This window comes from Pseudomonas sp. CBC3, from assembly GCF_037967085.1.
In the GTDB taxonomy this organism is placed as follows: domain Bacteria; phylum Pseudomonadota; class Gammaproteobacteria; order Pseudomonadales; family Pseudomonadaceae; genus Stutzerimonas.
This window is the reverse complement of record NZ_JBANEO010000003.1, coordinates 814,630-835,191: the sequence shown is the minus strand read 5'-3', so window position 1 is coordinate 835,191 and position 20,562 is coordinate 814,630. Positions and strand designations below refer to the sequence as shown.

General features: G+C 58.7%; 20 protein-coding genes and 2 tRNA genes. 14 read left to right on the top strand and 8 right to left on the bottom strand.

Going from position 1 to position 20,562, the window contains the following annotated elements:
* The first annotated feature begins 92 nt into the window (after positions 1–92).
* Complete coding sequence (locus V6943_RS16445) at positions 93–1,889, top strand: bifunctional diguanylate cyclase/phosphodiesterase (protein WP_340554608.1); 1,797 nt, start codon at positions 93–95, stop codon at positions 1,887–1,889.
* On the opposite strand, the gene V6943_RS16440 is transcribed toward V6943_RS16445, so the two are convergent.
* The 5 genes from V6943_RS16440 to V6943_RS16420 all read right to left on the bottom strand — a co-directional run bounded on the left by V6943_RS16440 (position 1,856) and on the right by V6943_RS16420 (position 4,537).
* Complete coding sequence (locus tag V6943_RS16440) at positions 1,856–2,323, bottom strand: tetratricopeptide repeat protein (protein WP_131650369.1); 468 nt, start codon at positions 2,321–2,323, stop codon at positions 1,856–1,858. The two genes, V6943_RS16445 and V6943_RS16440, sit on opposite strands and share 34 nt — an antisense overlap.
* A complete protein-coding gene (locus V6943_RS16435; RefSeq protein WP_340554606.1) occupies positions 2,324–2,719 on the bottom strand; it encodes a hypothetical protein in 396 nt (131 codons plus the stop codon).
* Positions 2,701–3,021, bottom strand: coding sequence for a helix-turn-helix domain-containing protein (locus V6943_RS16430; RefSeq protein ID WP_131650367.1), 321 nt, complete (start codon positions 3,019–3,021; stop codon positions 2,701–2,703). Before V6943_RS16430 ends, V6943_RS16435 begins: the two co-directional genes overlap by 19 nt.
* 121 nt (positions 3,022–3,142) lie before the next feature.
* A complete protein-coding gene (locus tag V6943_RS16425) occupies positions 3,143–3,631 on the bottom strand; it encodes a YkvA family protein (protein ID WP_340554604.1) in 489 nt (162 codons plus the stop codon).
* Positions 3,632–4,090: 459 nt separating this feature from the next.
* Positions 4,091–4,537, bottom strand: a complete 447-nt coding sequence (locus V6943_RS16420; RefSeq protein WP_340554602.1) for an Hsp20 family protein — start codon at positions 4,535–4,537, stop codon at positions 4,091–4,093.
* 112 nt (positions 4,538–4,649) lie between these two features.
* Here V6943_RS16420 and V6943_RS16415 point away from each other — a divergent pair, with 112 nt between their 5' ends.
* Positions 4,650–5,396, top strand: coding sequence for an SDR family oxidoreductase (locus tag V6943_RS16415; protein ID WP_181101256.1), 747 nt, complete (start codon positions 4,650–4,652; stop codon positions 5,394–5,396).
* On the opposite strand, the gene V6943_RS16410 is transcribed toward V6943_RS16415, so the two are convergent.
* The 3 genes from V6943_RS16410 to V6943_RS16400 form a co-directional block, all read right to left on the bottom strand.
* Complete coding sequence (locus V6943_RS16410) at positions 5,393–6,367, bottom strand: tRNA dihydrouridine synthase (protein WP_340554600.1); 975 nt, start codon at positions 6,365–6,367, stop codon at positions 5,393–5,395. The genes V6943_RS16415 and V6943_RS16410 overlap by 4 nt on opposite strands.
* A gap of 82 nt (positions 6,368–6,449) precedes the next feature.
* Positions 6,450–6,761, bottom strand: a complete 312-nt coding sequence (locus V6943_RS16405; protein WP_340554598.1) for a hypothetical protein — start codon at positions 6,759–6,761, stop codon at positions 6,450–6,452.
* A gap of 11 nt (positions 6,762–6,772) precedes the next feature.
* Entirely contained in the window at positions 6,773–7,087 is a 315-nt protein-coding gene (locus V6943_RS16400; protein WP_340554596.1) for a hypothetical protein, read from the bottom strand.
* Positions 7,088–7,497: 410 nt separating this feature from the next.
* Here V6943_RS16400 and V6943_RS16395 point away from each other — a divergent pair.
* The 12 genes from V6943_RS16395 to V6943_RS16340 all read left to right on the top strand — a co-directional run bounded on the left by V6943_RS16395 (position 7,498) and on the right by V6943_RS16340 (position 20,519).
* A tRNA-Met gene (locus tag V6943_RS16395) sits at positions 7,498–7,574 on the top strand.
* 168 nt (positions 7,575–7,742) lie between these two features.
* Positions 7,743–7,819: transfer RNA gene (locus tag V6943_RS16390), tRNA-Met, on the top strand.
* A 718-nt stretch (positions 7,820–8,537) separates the two neighbouring features.
* The gene (locus V6943_RS16385) at positions 8,538–9,311 is read left to right on the top strand and encodes a hypothetical protein (protein WP_340554594.1); all 774 of its coding nucleotides are present in this window, start codon (positions 8,538–8,540) and stop codon (positions 9,309–9,311) included.
* Positions 9,312–9,379: 68 nt separating this feature from the next.
* Positions 9,380–10,561: a DegT/DnrJ/EryC1/StrS family aminotransferase gene (locus V6943_RS16380; protein WP_340554739.1), complete on the top strand. Its 1,182-nt coding sequence runs from the start codon at positions 9,380–9,382 to the stop codon at positions 10,559–10,561.
* A gap of 23 nt (positions 10,562–10,584) precedes the next feature.
* Positions 10,585–12,111 carry a lipopolysaccharide biosynthesis protein gene (locus tag V6943_RS16375; RefSeq protein WP_340554592.1) on the top strand — a complete coding sequence of 509 codons (1,527 nt, stop codon included), beginning with the start codon at positions 10,585–10,587 and terminating at the stop codon, positions 12,109–12,111.
* Between the two features lie 6 nt (positions 12,112–12,117).
* Entirely contained in the window at positions 12,118–13,041 is a 924-nt protein-coding gene (locus tag V6943_RS16370) for a glycosyltransferase family 2 protein (RefSeq protein WP_340554738.1), read from the top strand.
* Between the two features lie 57 nt (positions 13,042–13,098).
* Positions 13,099–15,309 (top strand): polysaccharide biosynthesis tyrosine autokinase, encoded by a 2,211-nt coding sequence (locus tag V6943_RS16365; protein WP_197445700.1) that lies wholly within the window; start codon positions 13,099–13,101, stop codon positions 15,307–15,309.
* A gap of 19 nt (positions 15,310–15,328) precedes the next feature.
* Entirely contained in the window at positions 15,329–16,069 is a 741-nt protein-coding gene (locus V6943_RS16360) for a WbqC family protein (RefSeq protein WP_340554589.1), read from the top strand.
* 55 nt (positions 16,070–16,124) lie between these two features.
* Positions 16,125–16,628 carry a transcription/translation regulatory transformer protein RfaH gene (gene rfaH, locus V6943_RS16355; RefSeq protein ID WP_340554587.1) on the top strand — a complete coding sequence of 168 codons (504 nt, stop codon included), beginning with the start codon at positions 16,125–16,127 and terminating at the stop codon, positions 16,626–16,628.
* Positions 16,629–16,661: 33 nt separating this feature from the next.
* Positions 16,662–17,921, top strand: a complete 1,260-nt coding sequence (locus V6943_RS16350) for a glycosyltransferase family 4 protein (RefSeq protein WP_181101246.1) — start codon at positions 16,662–16,664, stop codon at positions 17,919–17,921.
* Positions 17,866–19,200: a hypothetical protein gene (locus V6943_RS16345; RefSeq protein WP_340554736.1), complete on the top strand. Its 1,335-nt coding sequence runs from the start codon at positions 17,866–17,868 to the stop codon at positions 19,198–19,200. The genes V6943_RS16350 and V6943_RS16345 overlap by 56 nt, the downstream gene beginning before the upstream one ends.
* Complete coding sequence (locus V6943_RS16340; protein WP_340554584.1) at positions 19,197–20,519, top strand: hypothetical protein; 1,323 nt, start codon at positions 19,197–19,199, stop codon at positions 20,517–20,519. Before V6943_RS16345 ends, V6943_RS16340 begins: the two co-directional genes overlap by 4 nt.
* Positions 20,520–20,562: the final 43 nt, after the last annotated feature.

Sequence of the window (20,562 nt, the reverse complement as noted above, 5' to 3'; positions counted from 1 at the left end):
AGATGTCATTAAAATGACATCATCGAGTAGTGAAATACGAAGGGTCGCCACTGTGCGGCCCTTCGCATTTCTATGGCCAACACGAGATCACCATGACCGTCACCGAGCAGTTGAGCACGCTGGATAACATCCTTGCTCACGGCGACATCACCAGTCTTTTCCAGCCTATCGTTTCACTTTCCGAACGGCATATTCTCGGTTACGAAGCGTTGACTCGCGGCCCGTCCAACACCGCTCTGCACTCCCCCATCAATCTGCTCGCGGCCGCACGACATGCCGGTCGGCTCAACGAACTCGAAATGACCTGCCGGGAAAATGCTTGCCGCCGCTATAGCCAGCAGAATCTACGAGGCAAGCTGTTTCTCAACGTATCGCCGGAAACACTGCTGGAGGCGGCCCACAAACCGGGCCGAACCTTGGAGCTGCTACAGAAATATCGCATCCCGGCGGACAGGGTCGTGATCGAGCTTACGGAGCAGACCCCCACGGACGACTTCGAACTGCTCGATGCCGCACTGCATCACTACCGTGACATGGGTTTCTCGATCGCGCTCGATGATCTCGGCGCCGGCTATTCTGGGCTGCGCATGTGGTCGGAACTGCGCCCCGATTACGTCAAGATCGATCGTTATTTTATCGATGGCATTCACCGGGACGCCGTCAAACGCGAGTTTGTCGAATCCATCATGAAAATCGCCAGAGCCTCACGCGCCCAGGTGATCGCCGAAGGCATCGAGCTAAGCGAGGAGCTCCGGATACTTTCGGACATGGGGGTCGATCTGGTTCAGGGGTACTTGTTGGGCCGACCGGAAGAGATACCGGCTATCGATGCAGCGGTGCTGCTGCCAAATATAGGGGATCGTGATGATACGCTGGACGAGAACCAGCCGGACCTGTCTCCACTGGTACTGAAACAAGCCGCGGTTACCATCTCCTGCCCGATAGGGGACGTGCTGGAACTGTTCCGCCTGCAAGCGAATCTGAATTCGGTCGCGGTCCTCGACGCGATGGACACGCCAGTAGGTGTCGTGCATCGAAGCCTGCTCTCTGACGCCTTGCTCAAGCCCTTTGCAACCGACCTGCTGGCGCGCAAACCCATCAGTAGATTGATGAGCGATGACTTTCTCGCCGTAGAGCTTGGCCAGTCCCTGCAACAGGTCAGCCGGCTGTTGACCTGCCGAGCACGACAGCGCATCGACGAAGATTTCGTCATCACCCTCAACGGTCGCTATCACGGCCTTGGCAGGGTCATCGATGTGCTGAGGCTGATCACCGAGATGAAGGTTCAGCAGGCACGCCATGCCAACCCGCTGACGCTGCTACCCGGTAATGTACCGATTCAGCAATGCCTGACGCGACTGCTGCGGCAACATCGAGAGGCGGTGATCTGCTACGTCGATATCGATCATTTCAAACCCTTCAACGACCTGTACGGGTACGCCAAGGGTGACGAGGTCCTGCTATGTCTTGCTCACTGCCTGGATGAACAGATCGATTCGAGTCGTGACTTCGTGGGTCACATCGGTGGGGATGACTTCATGTTGGTGATGAGGTCCGAAGACTGGTCAGCGAGAATCAGCCGGCTGTTCGACACATTCGAGCGACGCTGCCGATCCTTCTACCGCGACGATCATCTGGCCGAGGGTTGCTTCATTGCCGAAGGGCGGCAAGGCGGCCAGCAACGCTATCCCCTGCTCTCCCTTTCGATCGGCGCGGTCCTTCTCAAGTCCGGGCCAACCCCCGAAATCGACGCCGCATCCCTCGCCGTCCTGGCCTCCGAAGCCAAGCGTCAGGCCAAGCAGGTAGCGGGTTACAGCCTGTACACGATCGATACGGAACGGCGGCCGTTAGGCGATCAAAGGCCGTGTTTGGCGGCGCTGGCTCTGTAACGTTCAGCCTCTTGCCGATCAGGCGCCAATCCATGCCCGCCCGCCTTGTACAACTGAGCCAGACGGGTCGTGGCTAATGGATGTCCGGCCTCGACGGCGAGCTTCCACCAATGCGCCGCCTGGGCTCCGTCCGGGCCGTGTTCGGCATCCTCACTGAGTGCGATCACGCCCATCTGGTAAGCAGCCTTGGCATCGCCTCCTTCGGCGGCCAGGCGCAACAAACGTATACCTTCCCGTCTTGCACCATAACCCTGCCCTCTGAAAAGCAGGATGTGCCCGTAAAAGCTCTGCGCCTTCGGATCACCTATCGCGGCCATACGCGAAAACTGACCCTCCATCCAGCGCCACAACTCAGGCTGCTCGACAGCCCACCGCATGCTCAACAGTTTGCGTGCGGTCAGATAACCGGCACGCGCCCGAACCTTGTGCAGCATTTATGGCGCCTCCGGATAGTCGAATTCGAACACGCGCGCGACTTCGCCTGCATGCCAGGAAGCAGCAGCTGCGCCATCGGTAGAACCTGCAAAACGCCCAAGACGAGCGGCGCATTCGAAGAAACCCGTTCTGGGCAAACGGCTGGCACCTTGGCTGATCACCAGTGCGCTGCGCAACGGTCGACCAGCGCGTGCGTCCAGTGTCGCCAAGTACTCCAACGCAGCCGTCAATGTCTGCATCGCTGGCGTGGGTAACTGGAGGCGCTCGACCAGCGCACGATAAGTCACCAGATGACGCTGCCGTCGAGCGGCGGTCAACTCATCCAGCAACGCCTGCCAGTGCGGGCGGCTGATGCGAATCGACGGCGCGGCGTCTTTCAAGCTTCCGGCTCCCATCCTTCGATCTCCATCGCACGGGCCAGGGAGCGGCGTATAGGGTCACCGGGATCACGCTCGCCGCTTTCGATAAGGCCAAGATAAACGGGGCTGATGCCTACGGAACGCGCCAGCGTCTCCTGACTCATGCCCTTGGCTTCGCGCATCGCCGACAATTCGCTGAATTTCGGTAAAGCAATCGGAGCCTCGGCGCCCGCCTGGGCAGTGCGCTCATTACGTTCACTCAGCAGCGCCTGATATTCATCCCAAGGCAGCACGGCGTACTCTGGCACACCGTCACGCATGATGACCTGAACACTCATCCGCTACCCCGCTCGTTTGTCCGTGAATGAAAGCGGATCTTAACAGCCTGAGAACGGTTTTTTAGCCTACGGGCACGCACTAAAGAGTGAAAGCGTGGCCGCCCATAGCAGCACGAAAGGATTAATCCCTTGATGTATCGTCTCGGAATCGGGCGCTGCGCGCATGGCTAACGTCGTCCGCCATCGGCTCATCTACCGAAGGGAGACGATCGATGTCAGCCTGCATATCAACTGGCTGGCTGTCTCTCCAATCGCGGAATGCCTGCAGCTCGCCGGACCATTTGCGCATGACCCATCCCAGCACCGCGAGATCGTCGATGAAGCCAAGCCCGGGAATCCAGTCCGGTATGGCATCCATCGGTGAGAGGAAGTACAGCAGCCCAGCCACTGCGGCGATCAGCGCGGGTCTGCTGATGGCTCTGTACTCGCCCCGCCACCAGGCCACACATAACGCCTGCAGCAAGCCCAGATCGTCACGCAGACCTTTCATAAGCCCGCCACGTGCCGAGCGCTTGCGAGCGACGGCAAGCAGCACCATGGGTAACCGCCCGCGGGCGAGTACGCGTTGCGCTATGGGTAAATAGCGGAAGAATTTCCAAGGGAGCTTCATTGAATACCTCCTGCAAAGCCGCGCCATAGAAGCATTCGACGATTATCCACAATTCCTGTGGATAACCTTGTGAACAGTTCTTGGATGACTTCCCCAAACGCCCGTCTGACGCGGCCTTCAAACAGATCGATGGGTTTTTGTTCAGCGAACATAAATCCTTAAAAATCAGTAACTTAAGAATGTCCAGAAATTTCTTAGGCGGTGACGGCGAAGCCGATGGGTTACGTTTCCTGGAATGTGCATAACCGTAACATGTCAACGCTTTTTTAAGGCAATTTCGGCTTCTCAGGAGTAGACAAACTCGCCTGATCGTTCTAACAGAGACAACCCTGCGATCCTCTATGTTCAAGCCGAGCAGCTGTCGTTTCTAGATTGAATCAAGCGCGCCACGAACGAAAACCCCGCCGAAGCGGCGGGGTTCTCCATCAGTCAACGAGCAGCAATGCGACCCTGTGCGGGTTACGCCTCATTCAGAGCCAGGCGCTCACCGTTAATCGGAATGCGCTTGGGCTTGGCCTCTTCCGGGACCACGCGCTCGAGCTGGATGCTCAGCAGGCCGCTGTTAAGTGCTGCGCCTTTGACCTCTATATGATCGGCGAGACGGAACGAGAGCTTGAACGCACGCTGGGCAATTCCCTGGTGCAGATAGGTGACGTTCTCGCCACTGCTCTCTCGTTTGCCGCCGCTGATGGTCAGCACGCCACGCTCGACCTGCAGGTCCAGGTCGGACTCCTGGAAACCGGCGGCTGCTACGATGATGCGGTACTGGTCATCGCCGTGCTTTTCCACGTTATACGGTGGAAACGAGCTGCCCGCGTCGTTGCGCAGGGCCGATTCGAACAGATCATTGAAACGATCGAAGCCAATGGATTGGCGGAAAAGCGGAGCCATGGAAAAACTAGTCATTTGTATCTCCTGATATTCAGCGAGTGGTTACTACAGGACCCGAATTCGGCATCCTGTGTAGCCCTAAATAGGAACTGCCCCACCCATTTCAAGACCATTCGTCGGAGTTTTCATGTCCAGAGTCATGCTGATTACAGGCAGCAGCCGAGGCATCGGTGCGGCCACCGCCAGGCTCGCCGCAGCCGAAGGCTACGCGCTGTGCCTCAACTTCTATCAGCGTCAAGATATCGCGCAGCAGTTGCTCGAGGAGCTTCGAGGTGCCGGCGCTCACGCCATCGCGGTAAGAGCCGATATCGCAGACGAGGCACAGGTCGCCAGGCTGTTCGCCACGATCGACAAGGAATTCGGCAGGCTCGACGTGCTGGTCAATAACGCCGGCATACTGGAGCGGCAGATGCGCCTGGACGAGATGGATGCGGCGCGGCTGGTGCGGGTGTTCGCAACCAATGTGACCGGCAGTTTCCTTTGCGCGCGTGAGGCGGTGAAACGCATGTCTACCCGCTATGGCGGCAACGGCGGCGCCATCGTCAATGTCTCTTCGATTGCCGCAAAGCTCGGCGCACCTAACGAATACATCGATTACGCGGCCGCCAAGGGCGCGATCGACAGCATGACGCTTGGCCTGGCGAAAGAAGTTGCCGCAGAAGGCATTCGGGTCAACGCGGTGCGGCCGGGCGTGATTCGTACCGAGATTCATGCCAGCGGTGGCGAGCCGGGACGCGTTGAGCGCGTCAAGGCCAGCGTGCCCATGGGGCGCGGCGGTGACGCTGAGGAAGTGGCTGAGGCGATTCTATGGCTGGCCAGTGAAAAAGCCAGCTATACCAGTGGCGCCCTATTGGACGTCAGCGGCGGACGCTAGACGACCGCCTCGAACTCCGATGCCTTGTCGGCGATGCCCAACAAGGCATCGAGTCGCTCACAATCGTCGACCCGTCGAAGCTGGGCAAACAGCGCAACGGCTTGCGGGTAAGTTCGGGTCAGCATGGAAAGCCATTGCTTGAGACGCCCGGGTGCGTAGCGCGGAGATATCTTGCGGCGCGCCTGCAACCAGAAGTCAGCGAGCAGCGGCTGCAGATCTTCCCAGCTCATCGGCTCAATCTCCGCGCCATGCTTTGCAGCATTGATCTGGCGCGCCAGGTCAGGCCGACAGACCAGCCCACGCCCAAGCATGATGTCTTCGACGCCGCTGATTTCGCGGCAACGGCGCCAGTCGTCCAGCGACCAGATATCGCCATTGGCGAACACAGGGATATTCACCACATCCTGAACCCTGGCGACCCATTCCCAATGCGCAGGCGGCTTGTAACCCTGCAACTTGGTTCGGGCATGCACGACCAGTTGCTCCGCACCACCATCCACCAGGGCTCTGGCGCAATCGAGCGCGCCTTCCGGACTGTCGAAGCCCAGCCGCATCTTGGCCGTGACCGGGACATGCGCAGGCACCGCCTTGCGTACCTCGCGCAGTATCGAATGAAGCAGCTCGGGCTCTTTGAGCAGAACAGCGCCGCCACGAGACTTGTTTACCGTTTTAGCCGGGCAGCCGAAGTTGAGATCGATGGCAGGCGCACCGAGGGTACAGGCAAAGGCCGCATTGTCGGCCAGGCAAGACGGATCCGAGCCCAGCAATTGCACACGTAACTGGGTGCCGGCGCGAGTCCGAGCGCCGTTATCGAGCTCGGGTGCAAGCTTGCGGAAGCTGGACGGCGGCAACAGGCGATCCGATATTCGAATGAACTCGGTCACGCACCAATCGATACCGCCGACATCCGTCAACACATCGCGAAGAATCTCATCGACCAGCCCTTCCATGGGGGCCAAGGCAATTTGCATCAGAAACAGCCCAATCGAAAAAGGAGCGCATTGTACGTAGCCCGACAGCACTTAGAAACGCCCGGGGCGTGCCGCCTGGCGACTACTGGTCTGTATCTTCGCGGTCTCCAATGGTATCGGTACCGGTCGTTGCGCCCATGCCACCCGTGGTGCCGGTGGCTCCCGTGCCCATGGTGCCCAACCCAGACTCATCATCCGACCCTTCGCCATCATCCGTTGGAGCGTCCCGCTCATCCGGCGCGCTCCCAATATCGGATGATGGCTGCTCTATCGCTTGGTTACCGGTGGTAGACGGATTGGACAGTTCAGTGTCAGCCAAGGCAGCGCCGGAGGCGAATATCAGGCCAGCGATCATCAAGACAATGTGTTCGACATCGTTGCTCTCCCGTTTCATCGATCAGCCAGTCAGTCGTCATCGCGATCACGATCGCCCAGGGTTCGGCGCGGGCGATGCTCCATATCGGTGTCGTTATCACCGTGACCCGCTTCGTCGTAGATCTTTTTTTGCCGCTCCTTGCTCTCGACGCGATCTGCCCCGGGCCGCTCGGGTAGTCGCTGGATTCCTTCACCGACGCCCATCGAGCCGTTACCCAGAGAACGGTCGACCGCCCCCGTGTTTTGTGCCAACTCGATATCAACGGAATTGGCCGATGCGGCAGCTGCGCCGATCGCGGCAAGCCCAGCCACGAAGCCAAGCGTGATTACCAGACAGGTCTTCATATCTCCTCCTTCAAGAGTCGCGGCAATCGTTAGGCAACCCTCAGTGCGAGCCGTGCGCCGCCGAGCAGCATCACTGACCAGCGGCAGCGGAACCGTCCATCCAAACCCGGGTCCCAACTACAGAGGCTGATGTCAGGTTAGAAAGGAATCCAACAATGATTACTCCCGCACTGGTAATTCTTTTAATGATCGTCGGCTGGAGTACTGCCGCATTGGCAATGCTTTGGGGAATGCTGCGAATCGCTCGTTACCATCAGAAGCCCAGCCCGAGCGCTCCACCGGCCCGGCAGTTCCCGGCCGCTACTGCGAAACCAGGTATCAGCGTTTCGCTAAGCGCTTGAAGAAATAGGCGTTCTCCTAAATTAGGCCGTGACATGGCGAACCAAAGCTGTAGAATGCCGCCCCACAGACGCGGGATGGAGCAGTCTGGTAGCTCGTCGGGCTCATAACCCGAAGGTCGTCGGTTCAAATCCGGCTCCCGCAACCAAATACGAAAAGGCCACTCTTTGAGTGGCCTTTTCGTTTCTATGTCCTGTCACTTGTGTAAAGCAACGTCGCTTGCTGAGCGCGCCGCTAAATAACTGAATAGAAACGCTTTCTTTTCGGCTTTTAGGTTGACAGCGTCATGTCAGCCTGTAGAATGCCGCCCCACAGACGCGGGATGGAGCAGTCTGGTAGCTCGTCGGGCTCATAACCCGAAGGTCGTCGGTTCAAATCCGGCTCCCGCAACCAAATACGAAAAAGGCCACTCTCATGAGTGGCCTTTTTCGTTCCGCCTCGCTGAAACCCCCTCCTCTCTCCACTTAACCTCGCGACCTTCGCTTGCTTAGGTTGAGTTCAGCCTCACGTTCATTCTTTCCTTTTAACTTTCCACGCCAAAAATTTATAGGCCGTTCGGCTTAGTTCCGAAGATGGATGACTTCAAAAGAATAGTTATTGACTCGGTAACCCAAAGCACTTTTATCCTTTTGCCTATCAATGGATTACGACAGACAGGCCGAAAACCCCCAAAAAAAATTTAGTTTCCCATCTTGACTGCCGTCAGGTTCTGAATGATAACTAGGTCACACAAACGAGACAGGACGTTTCCTCGAGTGGCAAGCCAGACAGAACCCGGCATTGCTATTAAGTCCGCAGGGATAGCATCTCCGTAACAGCTAATTTTTGCTGTTCTGCGTTAACAGTATTTCTCTTTATTGCTTCTCTCGAAACCCAGCCGAGTGCGGTAGCTTTGCCTGAAAGCCGCGCTATACGGGCCGCCCCAAGGAGTAGACGCCTACGAGAGATGGCAAGCCAAATGGCGGCGAAAGCCTGCAATGGCGGTAGCTTGCCTAATAAGAACAGGCAGCAAAACCTCATATCTAGATAATTGAAGATTTCGCGTACCGTTCAAATAACAATTTAACTTTCAATCGCCGTACTCATATATTTATCCAAACCGGAGCTGATCGTGAATACCCTGTTCCGTAGCATCGATATCGAAGCGCATCAATTGATTGCCAGGGAAATGAGCGTCAAGGGAAGCTCCTGCATTACCAACTTCCTTACGCCCGAACAATTAATCTCATTACAAGAGCACATCCGTAATTATGCCGACAAACATAAAGGCCAATACTTCGCGCACCATGGTGGAGTTGAGATCGAAAGTTCTCTATTGGGCGTTCTAGGCGCTGCGCCGGAGTTCCGGCAGATGCTTGAAAGCATTTATCAGGCGGGCATCGGGAAAACTGCGTACAGCGATGAGATTCTTAAGGTGTTGCGCTGCGTGCAAGGGGCTTCAGGGCATCGTGAGTCCAATTGCTTTCATTACGATGCAAGCCTTGTAACCGTACTGTTGCCCATCGAAATCCCTCAGAACGGGAATGATCGTGGTGATTTGATCATGTTTCCCAATCTCCGCCGAGCACGCTCGAATGTTCTGTTCAACGTGCTGGAAAAAATGCTGTTGCAGAATGCGCTGAGCCGAAAGGCGATAACCGCAGCCATTCGCCATCATCTTCTGAAGCCCGAAAAGCTGCAGCTGGTTCCGGGCAATCTGTATCTGTTCTGGGGCTACCGGACATTGCACGCCAACGAGCCCTGCGACCCCACCAGCCGCCGGGCAACCGCCATATTCCATTATGGCGACCCGCACGCAGGCAGCCTTGCGACCCGGCTGATTCTCAAGCTCAACCAGCGTCGCGCCCGTCGCGCGACCGCGCTCGGCACGCAGCCTACCGCATGACCGAACCCGGCCTCGGCCAGAGGTTTGCGCCTATCGATCTCGACGTGACTACCGATAAGGACATCGCGATGATCAATGTCACCAAATCCTTTCTAGGTAACAAAGCCAAGTTTCTGGGCTACGTCGACAGTATCTATGCGTCCGGCTGGCTGACCAATCACGGGCCGCTGGTCACCGAACTGGAAGATCGCCTACGCGATTACCTAGGTGTCCGAAATATCATCCTCACCAATAACGGCACCTTGGCGTTGCAGATCGCCTATCGGGCATTGAACCTGTCCGGCAGCGCCATCACGACCCCGTTCAGTTTCGTTGCGACCACCAGCTCGCTGCAGTGGGAAGGTATCCGGCCAATCTTCGCCGACATCGACAAGGCAAGCTGGAACATGGACCCGCAGGCTATAGAGGCGCGGATCGACAGCGACACCCGCGCAATCGTCGCCACGCATGTCTTCGGTAACGCCTGCGATGTGGAAGGCATCGCGCGCGTCGCCGAGCGGCATCGGCTGAAGGTCGTCTACGACGGTGCCCATGCATTCAGCGTGCGCTACAGGGACCGCTCGGTTCTCCACTGGGGCGATGTCAGCACGCTCAGCTTCCATGCAACCAAGCTGTTCCACACCATCGAAGGAGGAGCCATCGTCACCAATGACGATGCACTGGCGGCAAGGATTCGTTTGCTGTGCAACTTCGGAATCGTCGACACAGACACCATCGACGGTATCGGCATCAACGCCAAACTCAACGAGTTCGCTGCGGCCATGGGCCTGTGCATCCTGGATGACATGGCATTGATTCTGGAGCAACGGGAGGAGATCGCCAGGCGCTACGAAGACCAGCTGGGCGATCACTTCGACCTGCAGCAACAGCAGCCGTACTCCCAGCGCAACCATAGTTATTTCCCGATTGCCCTGGCGAACGAAGACCAGTTGCTGCGCTGTCGGAGAGCGCTGAATGCCAAGGGCATCAACCCCAGGCGCTACTTCTACCCTTCGCTGGACACTCTCGGCTATCTGCAGCCGCAACCGCCGCAAATGCAGTCGAGAACCCTGAGCCGTCGAGTGCTGTGCCTGCCGATCTATCCAGGCCTGCCGCGGCATATCCAGGACACGGTTATTCAGACGCTGGTGCAAGAATCTTCGCGACGCAGCCAGCGGCAAACCGAGCGCTTCTGGCCACAGGTCAACGCTACCGATTTGATGGAACAGCGTTTCAGCCTGCCCGATTCTGGGTTCAAGAATATTTATTGATTCATTAGCGGCGGCCCGACTACATGTCTGATCGAAAGCTATCGATGATTCGCAACACCGGCCTGAGTTACGCCGGTCAGGCGTACGCCCTGCTCATCGGCATTCTCGTTCTACCCTTCTATCTCGGGCATCTTGGTGCTGAAGCCTACGGCTTGATTGGCTTCTTCGCGGTGCTACAGGCCTGGTTGCAGCTGCTAGATGCGGGGCTGTCACCGTCTCTGGTCCATCGGATTGCGCACTATCGCGGGCGGCTCGCCAGTGGTGCGCAGTGCTACGAGCCCGGACAACTGCTGCGCTCGTTCGAAATCATCTTCTTGCCATTGGCAACACTGACGGTTTTGAGCGTTTATTTCTCCAGTGGCTGGATCGCCCACCAATGGTTGCAAGCGCAGGAGCTGAGCACGGACACCATCGTTCAGTGCATCAGCCTGATGGGTCTGATGGTCGGCCTGAAGCTGTACGCCACTCTTTATAAGAGCGGCCTACAGGGCCTCGAACTGCACGCATGGCTGAACGGCGCCAACATCCTGATAGCGACGCTGCGCTATTTTGGTGGCCTGTTTCTGGTGGCCAATGTCAGTCAGAACCCTCTGGACTTCTTTCTGTTCCAGACGGTGGTCGCTCTGTTCGAGACGCTGGTGTTCGCCGCCAAGGCCTATGCGCGGATGCCTAACCCAACGATCCTGACCGGATTCGACTGGGCGGTGGTCAAGCCGGTATTGCCGTTCGCCGCCGGCATGTCGCTCACCTCGGTGCTGTGGATCATCCTGACGCAGCTGGACAAGGTGTTGCTGTCCAACGTGTTGCTGCTCAAGGAGTACGGTTATTTCTCGCTGGTGGCGCTGATGTCGACCGGCATCATGACCCTCACCAATCCGCTGGTGCAGACGCTGCTTCCACGCATGACCATGCTCGTGGCCGAGAACCGGATCGCCGACATGCAGGCGCTCTACCTGAACGCCACGCGATTCGTCTGCAGCCTCTTGTTCCCGCTCTCGGGGGTCATCGCCTTTCACTCCGCCGAGCTGGTCTTCGCCTGGACCGGCGATACAGAAGCGGCGCAATGGAGCCGACTGGTGTTGCCTTGGTATGTGGTCGGTAGCGCGATCATGGCCGTCACCGCCTTCCAGTTCTATCTGCAATACGCCTACGGGCAGCTGCGCCTGCATGTGTGGTTCAGCCTGGTCTCGGCAGCACTCAGCATTCCGCTGGTGGTTTATGCCGCGCTCGAGCATGGCGTTTATGGCGCAGCGCTGGCCTGGTTCGGACTGCGCATGCTGACGTTCCTGATCTGGCCTTCGATGGTGCACAAGCGCTTCGCCCCGGGCCTGCATCGGCAATGGCTACAGGACTTGTTGCGCATCACCGCCATGACGGGCCTGGGTCTGTTGATCGGAGAACCCGTGTTCGTGGCGATCGCGAGCGACAACCGTTTCGACATTCTTCTGGGACTGGCAGTCAGCGGCCTGATCTGTCTGGCGCTGGTTACCTTCACATCCAAGCCCGTCGTAATGCGGCTTTACGTACTGATGACCAAATCGAGCGTCTGAATGGACATAGAACTGAAAAACGAGCAGGACTTGATGGCAGCCTGGGGCAACAGCCGGGAACCGCTGCTGAGCATCGTCTGCCTGGCCTACAACCACGCAGCCTTCATCAGGGAAACGCTGGAGGGGTTCCTCCGGCAGGAAACGGACTTCCCTTTCGAGGTGATCGTTCATGACGACGCCTCGACCGACACCACTGCGGCGATCATCCGTGAATACGCCGCGCGCTTCCCGAGCGTGATCAAGCCGATCTATCAGCGCGAAAACCAGTACCGCCAGGGTGTGCCGTTCAGCACGCGGTTGTTTGCACAAGCGCGCGGCAAGTACATCGCCTATTGCGAAGGGGACGACTACTGGATCGACCCGCGCAAGCTGCAAATCCAGGTCGACTTTCTCGAACGACACCGCGACTACGTGATGACGTACCACGATGCGTTCATGTTCAACAGCCAGGGCGTGGTGCGCAGCCCGCACCTGCAAGGCAAATATCGAAGGGACGCAACCGCCCGCCAACTGATGCAGGCGCGCCCGGTCTCCACCCTGACGGTGTGCTTTCGCAATCTGGTGCAGGAACTGCCGCCTGAGCTGCACGGCGTCGAAGTACTGGATATCTGCTGGTGGTCGTTGCTCGGAGCCCACGGCAAGGGCAAGTTCATCGAAGAGATAAAACCCGCCGCCTACCGCGTGCATGAGGGCGGGATCTTCTCCATGCGCAGCAGCAAGCAACGCATCCAGATGTCCATGCACGCCTATTACAGCCTTGCCCGCTATTACCAGCGGATCGGCAACCAGTCGCTCTACGAGTACTTCATGATCCAGGTCTTCGCCCAGGCGCTGGCATCGATTTCGCCGCTCAGCAAGCTTCAGGCGTTGAGCCAGGTATTTCAGAACGCCAGCCTCAACCTGTTATGCAGGCTGATTCCAGGCGCCTGACAGCGCATGCCTGACACCTGCCGCACCGATGGCGCAATACTCAAGGAAGGATCCGCAATGACTGCCATGGCCCGCTCTTCACTGGAATACGACGAAGATAATCGCATCGACCTGGCGCGTATTCTGCGCGTGGCGTTCGATCATAAGGCTCTGATAATCACCATCACCGCCCTCTTCGCCCTGCTCGGCGTCGCCTATGCCGTTGTCGCTACGCCGGTTTACCGAGCGAGCGCAATGATCCAGATCGAGCCCAAGAAAGCCGGCATAACCGGCGTACCAGAAGCCATACCCCGACCGAACTCGGTTTCCCAGGCGGTGACCGAAATTGAACTGATCAAGTCACGCTCGGTACTCGGGCGCACGGTCGATGCGCTGAAGCTCTACATCACCACTCGCCCCAAATACCTCCCACTTCTCGGCAGCTATATGGCGCGCCAGCATGACCCAGAGACGGACGGCGAACTCGCCGCGCCTCTGCTAGGTATGAGCAGCTATGCCTGGGGCGGCGAAAAACTGGACATATTCCAGTTGGATGTGCCCGAAGCCTATCTGGGCGAGAAGTTGATCCTACGTGCCGGTAGTGCGGGAGCGTTCAGCCTGTATGACGCGGACGAGAAATTGCTGCTGAGCGGCAAGACCAACGAAGCCGTGCAGCACGAGGGCTTTCGCGTACAGATCGCCGACCTCAAAGCCCGCCCGGGTACGGAATTCGCCGTTGTGCGCAGCCGTCCGCAAACCACCGCACTGGATTATCAGAAGCGCCTCAAGGTGGGTGAAGCCGGCAAGGACTCGGGAATCATCTACCTCACCCTCGAGGATCCGGACGCGGACAAGGCCAATCACGTGCTTGATCAGATCAGCCGTCTGTATGTGCGCCAGAACATCGAGCGCAGCTCCGCCGAAGCAGCACAGCGCCTGGAGTTTCTGCGTTCACAGGTGCCGCTGGTACGCAAAGAGCTGGAGAAGGCAGAAGCAGCGCTCAACGACTACCAGACCAGCGCGCAATCGGTGGACATCAGCATCGAAACCAAAGGTGTGCTGGACCAGGTCGTCGCGCTGGAAGCACAGATCTCCGAGCACGAACTCAAGCGCACCGAATACAACCAGCTGTACACACCGGAGCACCCTACCTACCAGACGCTGATGAAAAAGATCGGTCAGCTGCAGGCACAAAAAGCTGCGCTAATGGGCAAGATCGACACATTACCGATGACTCAACAGGAATTGTTGCGCCTCAATCGCGACATGCAGGTCACGACCCGCACCTACACCCTGCTATTGGACAAGGCCCAAGAGCAGGACATCTTGCGCGCCGGCACCATCGGCAACGTGCGCATCATCGACAACGCCTACTCGGTGGTGGAGAAGCCAGCCAAACCGATCAAGCCCCTGGTCGTACTGGTCGCCATATTCGTCGGCCTGCTGGTGTCGGCGATGGTGATCCTGCTACGCCAGGTGTTCTATCGCGGCGTAGAGAGCCCAGAGACCATCGAACATCTGGGCATCCCGGTGTATGCCGCTCTGCCTTTTTCGGCGAAACAGGAACACCTTTATCGGCTCAGGAAAATCCGCGACGGAAGAAGCAAGCTGTTGGGCACGGCCGATCCGGCCGATCTGGCCATCGAGTCACTGCGCAGCCTGCGTACCAGCCTCAAATTCGCCATGCTCGAGGCTCGTAATCAAGTGCTGGTGGTCACCAGCCCGACCCCTTCGGTGGGCAAGTCCTTCGTTTCCAGCAATCTGGCGTCAGTGATCGCCCAGGCGGGCCAGCGGGTGCTGCTCATCGATGCCGACATGCGTCGCGGTTATCTCGCCGGCGTGTTCGGCATGGCGCCGCGCAACGGTCTGTCCGATGCACTGGTCAGCGGGCTGCGTCTCGCCGCGGTCATCAACAAGACCGACCAGGCCAACCTGCATTTCGTTGCCAGCGGCTGCAGCGCGCCAAATCCGTCCGAGCTTCTGATGCACGACAATTTCGCCAAGTTGCTCAAAGAGGCGGAGCGCGAATACGACTTCGTCATCATCGATACACCACCGGTATTGGCCGTGACCGATGCGGTGCTGGTCGCGCAACAGGCTGGCACCTGCCTGCTGGTTGCGCGCTATGGGCTAAGCACCGCCAGCCAGATCGAAGCATCCAAGCGGCGGCTGGCGCAGAACGGCGTACTGCTCAAGGGCGCCATTCTCAACGGTGTCAAGCGTAAGGCCTCGAGCACTGCCTATGAAACCGGTGCTTACGGCTATTACAGCTACTCTCAGAAAGCCTGATACGTGCGAGGGACATGCCGTGCTCAGAACCGCAGCGATGATGCAACCCTACCTGTTCCCCTACCTCGGCTACTTCCAGCTGATCGCCCACAGCGATGCTTTCGTGCTGGGTGACGACCTTCAATACGTCAAGGCTTCGTGGATCAATCGCAACAGGGTGCTGGTGAAAGGGCAGCCTAAATTGATCACCTTTCCCCTGCGCAAGGGTGGCCAATTCGACCCGATCAACCAGCGCTGGCTATGCGAGGACTTCCCGCACGAAGCCCAGAAGCTGTTGAGGACACTGGAATTCGCCTACGCCCGTGCCCCTTATCACGATGAAGTGATCGCACTGATCCGCAAGATCCTGACGCACCCGGAGCGCAATCTGGCGCGATTCATCGAACATTCCATCCGCTGCATCTGTTCTTACCTGCAGATCACGACACCCATCCATATCGGGTCGGAGATGGGATTGCCGGCCCGGATGGACAAGCAGGAGCGCGTCATTAGCCTCACGAAAAAGCTCGATGCAGAACGCTATATCAACCCCATCGGAGGCATGGCGCTGTACTGTCCCGCGCTTTTCCGAGCTTACGGCCTGTCACTGCGCTTTCTGCGCATGGACGATCTGAGCTACCCACAGTTCGGCCAACCTTTCGTGCCTGCGCTATCGATCATCGACGTGCTGATGTTCAACAGCCGAAACGATGTGCAGGGCCTGCTCAAGCGTTTCTCTCTCGTCGAAGGGATTGAGCAGCAAGCCGCATTGCAGGCATGAACGACATCGACAAAACGGACTTCAGCAACCTCATCTCTATGGAAGGCAGCTTCACATGTCAGCGCTAAGCAACAATCCACACTGGTATCTGATCCAAACCAAACCCCGTCAGGAGATCCGCGCCGAAGAGAATCTCCAACGCCAACACTTCGAGTGTTACAGGCCACACAAGCCAAGCACTTCCGGTGACGGCAAAGCGGACGAAGCGCTGTTTCCCGGTTATTTGTTCATCCGCCTCGATCGGCACATGGACAACTGGTATCCCATCCGTTCGACCCGAGGAGTCGCCCGAGTGGTCTCTTTTGGCAGCGAACCCACACCGGTTCGGGACGAACTCATCGAGCAGCTCCGCCAGCGACTCGCGGCCCCGGCAGAGAAGCCCAAGTTCCAACCTGGCGAGTGTGTACATCTGCAGGGTGGCGGCTTCAACGAACTCGAGGCGATCTTCGTCAGCGACGACGGAGACGAACGTTCGGTGATCCTGCTGAAGCTGTTGCAGCGTGAGCAAAAAGTCCGCGTGCCAACCCGCTATCTCAGCGGTTGCGTCGCGCAGCCCTGACTCACGTGCACCGATGAACTCGGGGTTCCGATCATGAAGATTCTGTTTCTGCACAGCCTGTACGCACCCCATGTGGGTGGTGGCGCGGAAATTGTCGTGCGCCAGTTGGCCGAAGGCCTTCAGGGCCGAGGCTGCGACGTAACGGTGCTGGCCACCGGCCCGGAGACCGGGCTGCATGAGGAAACGCTAGGCGGCGTGCGACTCTATCGCGCCGGCCTGCACAACCTTTACTGGCACTTCACCCAGAGCAGGCCCAACCTGTTGTTGCGCCTCGGCTGGCATTACCGCGATCGCTACAACCGCCGCATGCGCCTGTACGTTCGCGAGGTGATCGCACGTGAGCAGCCGGACGTGGTGATCTGCCACAACCTGACCGGATGGTCGATCTCCGCGTGGGACGAGATCAGCGCGGCCGGTGTGCCGATCGTTCAGGTGCTGCATGATCTCTATTTGTTGTGCCCCAAAGACACCATGTTCAGCAAAGGCCGCAGTTGCGGGCGTCAGTGCGGTATGTGTTCGGCTTTCCGTCAGCATCACGCGGGGGCCTCGGCACAGGTCGCCGCGGTAATCGGCGTCAGTCGCTTCATTCTGGACCGGGTGTCCGGGCACGGGTATTTCAGCCAGGCCAGCCGCCACGTGGTGCATAACAGCGCGACACTGAGCGAGAGCGCACCGCGCACGCCGCGTCATAACCACAGCGGCCTGTTGCGTTTCGGCTATATCGGCACGCTGTCGGAAAACAAGGGCGTGGGGTGGCTGATCGATCAGTTTCAAGAACTGTCAATCAACGCCACCCTGGAAATCGCCGGGCGCGGCAAGCTGGACGATGAAGCGCAGCTGAAGGCAAAGGCCGATCCGGCCAAAGTCCGCTTCGTCGGCTATCAGAATGCCGCCACTTTCATGCGCAACATCGACGTACTGGTGGTGCCTTCGATATGGGCCGAGCCCTTCGGGCTGGTAGCCGTCGAAGCCTGTGCCCAGCACCTGCCCGTCATCGCAACGAACATGGGTGGCCTGCCGGAGATCATCCAGAACAATCTCAACGGGCTGCTCTGCTCACCGGCCGACCCCGACTCGCTCGGCAGAGCGATGCTCAAGCTCTATCTGGACAGCGGCCTGCGCCAGCGGTTATCGCAGCAGGCGCATAGCAGCGTTGCGCCATTTCTAGACATGGAACGCATGCTCGATCAGTACCAATCGATCCTGCATGCCGCGCTACACGGCCGGAGAGCCCATGATGACGCCGATTTCACTGATTACACCGCATCCCAGATCGAGCCCGCTGGCGATTGACAAGCCAACCCTGCTGACATTGATCGCGGCCTCGCTGCTGATCAGCGAAACCTTTGCCGGGGCGCTGCGCTATTACCTCGATATCGCCGGTATCTCCGCCCTGCTCTACCTACCAAAGCTGGCTTGTTTGGCAGCAGTGGCGCTCGAATTACCGCACGCACGAAGCAGGCCCGGCGTATGGCTGGTGCTATTTGCATTGGTGGTTTCGAGCTCGTTCGCGCTACTTCACGGGGCTTCGCTGAGAAACATCGGCTTCAGCTTGTTCATCTATGTTCCGCTGCTGTTCGGGCTGTTCTGCGGCACCTACCTGGAACGCAGAACCGTCCTGTTGAGCTGGGTGATCGGGCTATGTCTGATGGCCTCTCTGCTAGGCATCGCACTGGATATGTTCACCCACGTGCCATGGAAGGGGTACAGCTACATGATGGGCGACGTCGAGGTGACTGCGAACAAGTCTTGGGCCTTCGGCAGTACCGACCGTCTCGCCGGATTCGCCCGGATGTCGACCAATCTGGCGGTGATGATCGCTCTGTACAGCCTGTTTCTGGCGGCTTTCCTGCGCTCCCGACTGCTGCGGATGATGCTCTACCCGCTGGCCTTCGGCGCGATCCTTCTCACCACCAACAAGTCCACCGCCGCGGCTTATCTGCTGACGCTAATGATGCTGTTCCTCGCCGGATATCGCATGCCCAGCGCCACGGCGTTTTTCATTGCGGTGCTGACGGGAATGGCATTGCCGATCGCCAGCCTGCTGCTGAACATTCCGCAGGCCGAGGCCTACAGCGGCGGCATGCTTGCTTCCTTCAACGACCGTCTGATCCATAGCTGGCCGAATTTCATTGAGGTGATCACCCATGAAGGTTGGGGTTGGTGGGGTGCAGGTTTCGGTGCGGTAGGCAGTAGTGCAGCGGTCTTTCCACTGGCCTGGCTGGAGCTGCTGAGCATCGCTGACAACACGGCGCTGTATCTCTGGGGAATGCTCGGCGTGTTCGGCGTGCTGCTGTATTTGCTGTTGTTCCCGTTGCTGCTGCGCCTGCACGACCGTGGCCCGCGCATTCGTGACGCCCTGCTGGGCATCGTCTTCTGCACCTGCCTGATCGGCTGGGCAACCGATGTATTGGAAGTCACCACCTCCACCCTGTTCCTCGGTATGGCAATCGCCCATGTCCTGACGCCTCGGGACGTGCTTCATCGCGGGACGTACAGCCAGATCACCACAGCACAACCGCATGGCGGCCTTGAACCGCATGCCTATAGACACAGGGACGAGCGACCATGAGTACCCGCCTCAATTTTTGCCGTCTGGCACTTGTCGCGGCCATATCCGGCCTGGCGCTGCAGTCACCGGCACAGCAGCCGGAAGACCCGTTCATCCTCGGCGTCTGCTCGCATGACCTGCATCTACGTGACAGCCGCAGCCAAGGCAATCAACTGTTGCGCGACGCCGGTATCGAGTCGATACGAACCGACGCGCACTGGGCGTTTCTCGAACGCAGCCGCGACCGGCTCAAGGTGGAGCCGCACTGGTACCGCTATCTCGCCGGCACCGAAGCGCAGGGGCTCGATAGCCTATTCATTCTGGGCTACGGCAATCATTTTCACGGCGACGGAGAAAAGCCGCGCAGTGAGCCGGTACGCGCCGCCTTCAACCGTTACGTCGCCTTCGTCGCGCAGCAATTTCGCGGCCGTATCAAGCACTACGAAGTCTGGAACGAGTGGGACGTCGAGAACCCGGCGGATCCGCAATTCACGCAGGACTACGTCCGGTTGATCACCGACGCAGCGGGCATCATTCGCCAGCATGATCCGGACGCCAAAGTGTTGGCCGGCGCGGTGACCACCAAAGGCATCGAATCCGGTTTCGCCCTGCGCCTGATCGAAGCCGGCGTGATGCAATCGATCGACGGCCTCTCGCTGCACCCATACGTACATTGCCGCGGTCGGGGGAAGAACACCCCCGAGGCCTGGATCGAGTGGCTTGCAGACGTTGATATGGAATTGTCAGCCGCCGCCGGCCAGCCGGTGCCGCTGTATCTGACAGAGATGAGCTGGCCGGCCTATCAGGGTTCCTGTGGCATCGACGAAAGCCTGCAGGCCGCTTATCTGGCGCGCAGCTTCCTGCTCGTGAAGACGCTGCCCAATGTGCGGGGCTACTGGTGGTACGACTTGCGAAACGATGGCACCGACAAGCGTGAGCGGGAGCACAACTTCGGCTTGCTCCGTCAGAACTACGCCCTGAAGCCCGCGTATCGGGTGCTCAAGGTGGTCAGCCCGATCATCCAGAACTACCAGTTCCTTGGTCATGTCGACGAACCCAGGAAAGACACCGTTCTGATGCGCTTCGGTAACGCTGAAGAGCAGCTTCTCGTCGCCTGGAGCACCGACCAGGCACGCTCGATCAGCATTGAATCCGCAGGCAAGACAACCGGCGCGCTGGAGCTGATTGATACCGAGCATCCTGAAAACGGCCGAACCCAAAGCGACGCGGCATGGGATTGCCCGGCCGAGGCGAACAACTGCACCGCCAATATCGAACTCGATGGATTTCCGAAAATCATCAGCCTCGGCAAGTCCGCGGCGGCTCGCTCCGGCTCTTAGCAGAAGCTCTCGACTCGTGAACAGTTTTTTGAAAAGGGGAATT

Coding starts and splice junctions, on each gene's coding strand:
- V6943_RS16445 (WP_340554608.1), top strand. CDS start 93: ATGACCGTCACCGAGCAGTTGAGCACGCTGGATAACATCCTTGCTCAC.
- V6943_RS16440 (WP_131650369.1), bottom strand. CDS start 2,323: ATGCTGCACAAGGTTCGGGCGCGTGCCGGTTATCTGACCGCACGCAAA.
- V6943_RS16435 (WP_340554606.1), bottom strand. CDS start 2,719: ATGGGAGCCGGAAGCTTGAAAGACGCCGCGCCGTCGATTCGCATCAGC.
- V6943_RS16430 (WP_131650367.1), bottom strand. CDS start 3,021: ATGAGTGTTCAGGTCATCATGCGTGACGGTGTGCCAGAGTACGCCGTG.
- V6943_RS16425 (WP_340554604.1), bottom strand. CDS start 3,631: ATGAAGCTCCCTTGGAAATTCTTCCGCTATTTACCCATAGCGCAACGC.
- V6943_RS16420 (WP_340554602.1), bottom strand. CDS start 4,537: ATGACTAGTTTTTCCATGGCTCCGCTTTTCCGCCAATCCATTGGCTTC.
- V6943_RS16415 (WP_181101256.1), top strand. CDS start 4,650: ATGTCCAGAGTCATGCTGATTACAGGCAGCAGCCGAGGCATCGGTGCG.
- V6943_RS16410 (WP_340554600.1), bottom strand. CDS start 6,367: ATGCAAATTGCCTTGGCCCCCATGGAAGGGCTGGTCGATGAGATTCTT.
- V6943_RS16405 (WP_340554598.1), bottom strand. CDS start 6,761: ATGAAACGGGAGAGCAACGATGTCGAACACATTGTCTTGATGATCGCT.
- V6943_RS16400 (WP_340554596.1), bottom strand. CDS start 7,087: ATGAAGACCTGTCTGGTAATCACGCTTGGCTTCGTGGCTGGGCTTGCC.
- V6943_RS16380 (WP_340554739.1), top strand. CDS start 9,380: ATGATCAATGTCACCAAATCCTTTCTAGGTAACAAAGCCAAGTTTCTG.
- V6943_RS16375 (WP_340554592.1), top strand. CDS start 10,585: ATGTCTGATCGAAAGCTATCGATGATTCGCAACACCGGCCTGAGTTAC.
- V6943_RS16365 (WP_197445700.1), top strand. CDS start 13,099: ATGACTGCCATGGCCCGCTCTTCACTGGAATACGACGAAGATAATCGC.
- rfaH (WP_340554587.1), top strand. CDS start 16,125: ATGTCAGCGCTAAGCAACAATCCACACTGGTATCTGATCCAAACCAAA.
- V6943_RS16350 (WP_181101246.1), top strand. CDS start 16,662: ATGAAGATTCTGTTTCTGCACAGCCTGTACGCACCCCATGTGGGTGGT.
- V6943_RS16345 (WP_340554736.1), top strand. CDS start 17,866: ATGACGCCGATTTCACTGATTACACCGCATCCCAGATCGAGCCCGCTG.
- V6943_RS16340 (WP_340554584.1), top strand. CDS start 19,197: ATGAGTACCCGCCTCAATTTTTGCCGTCTGGCACTTGTCGCGGCCATA.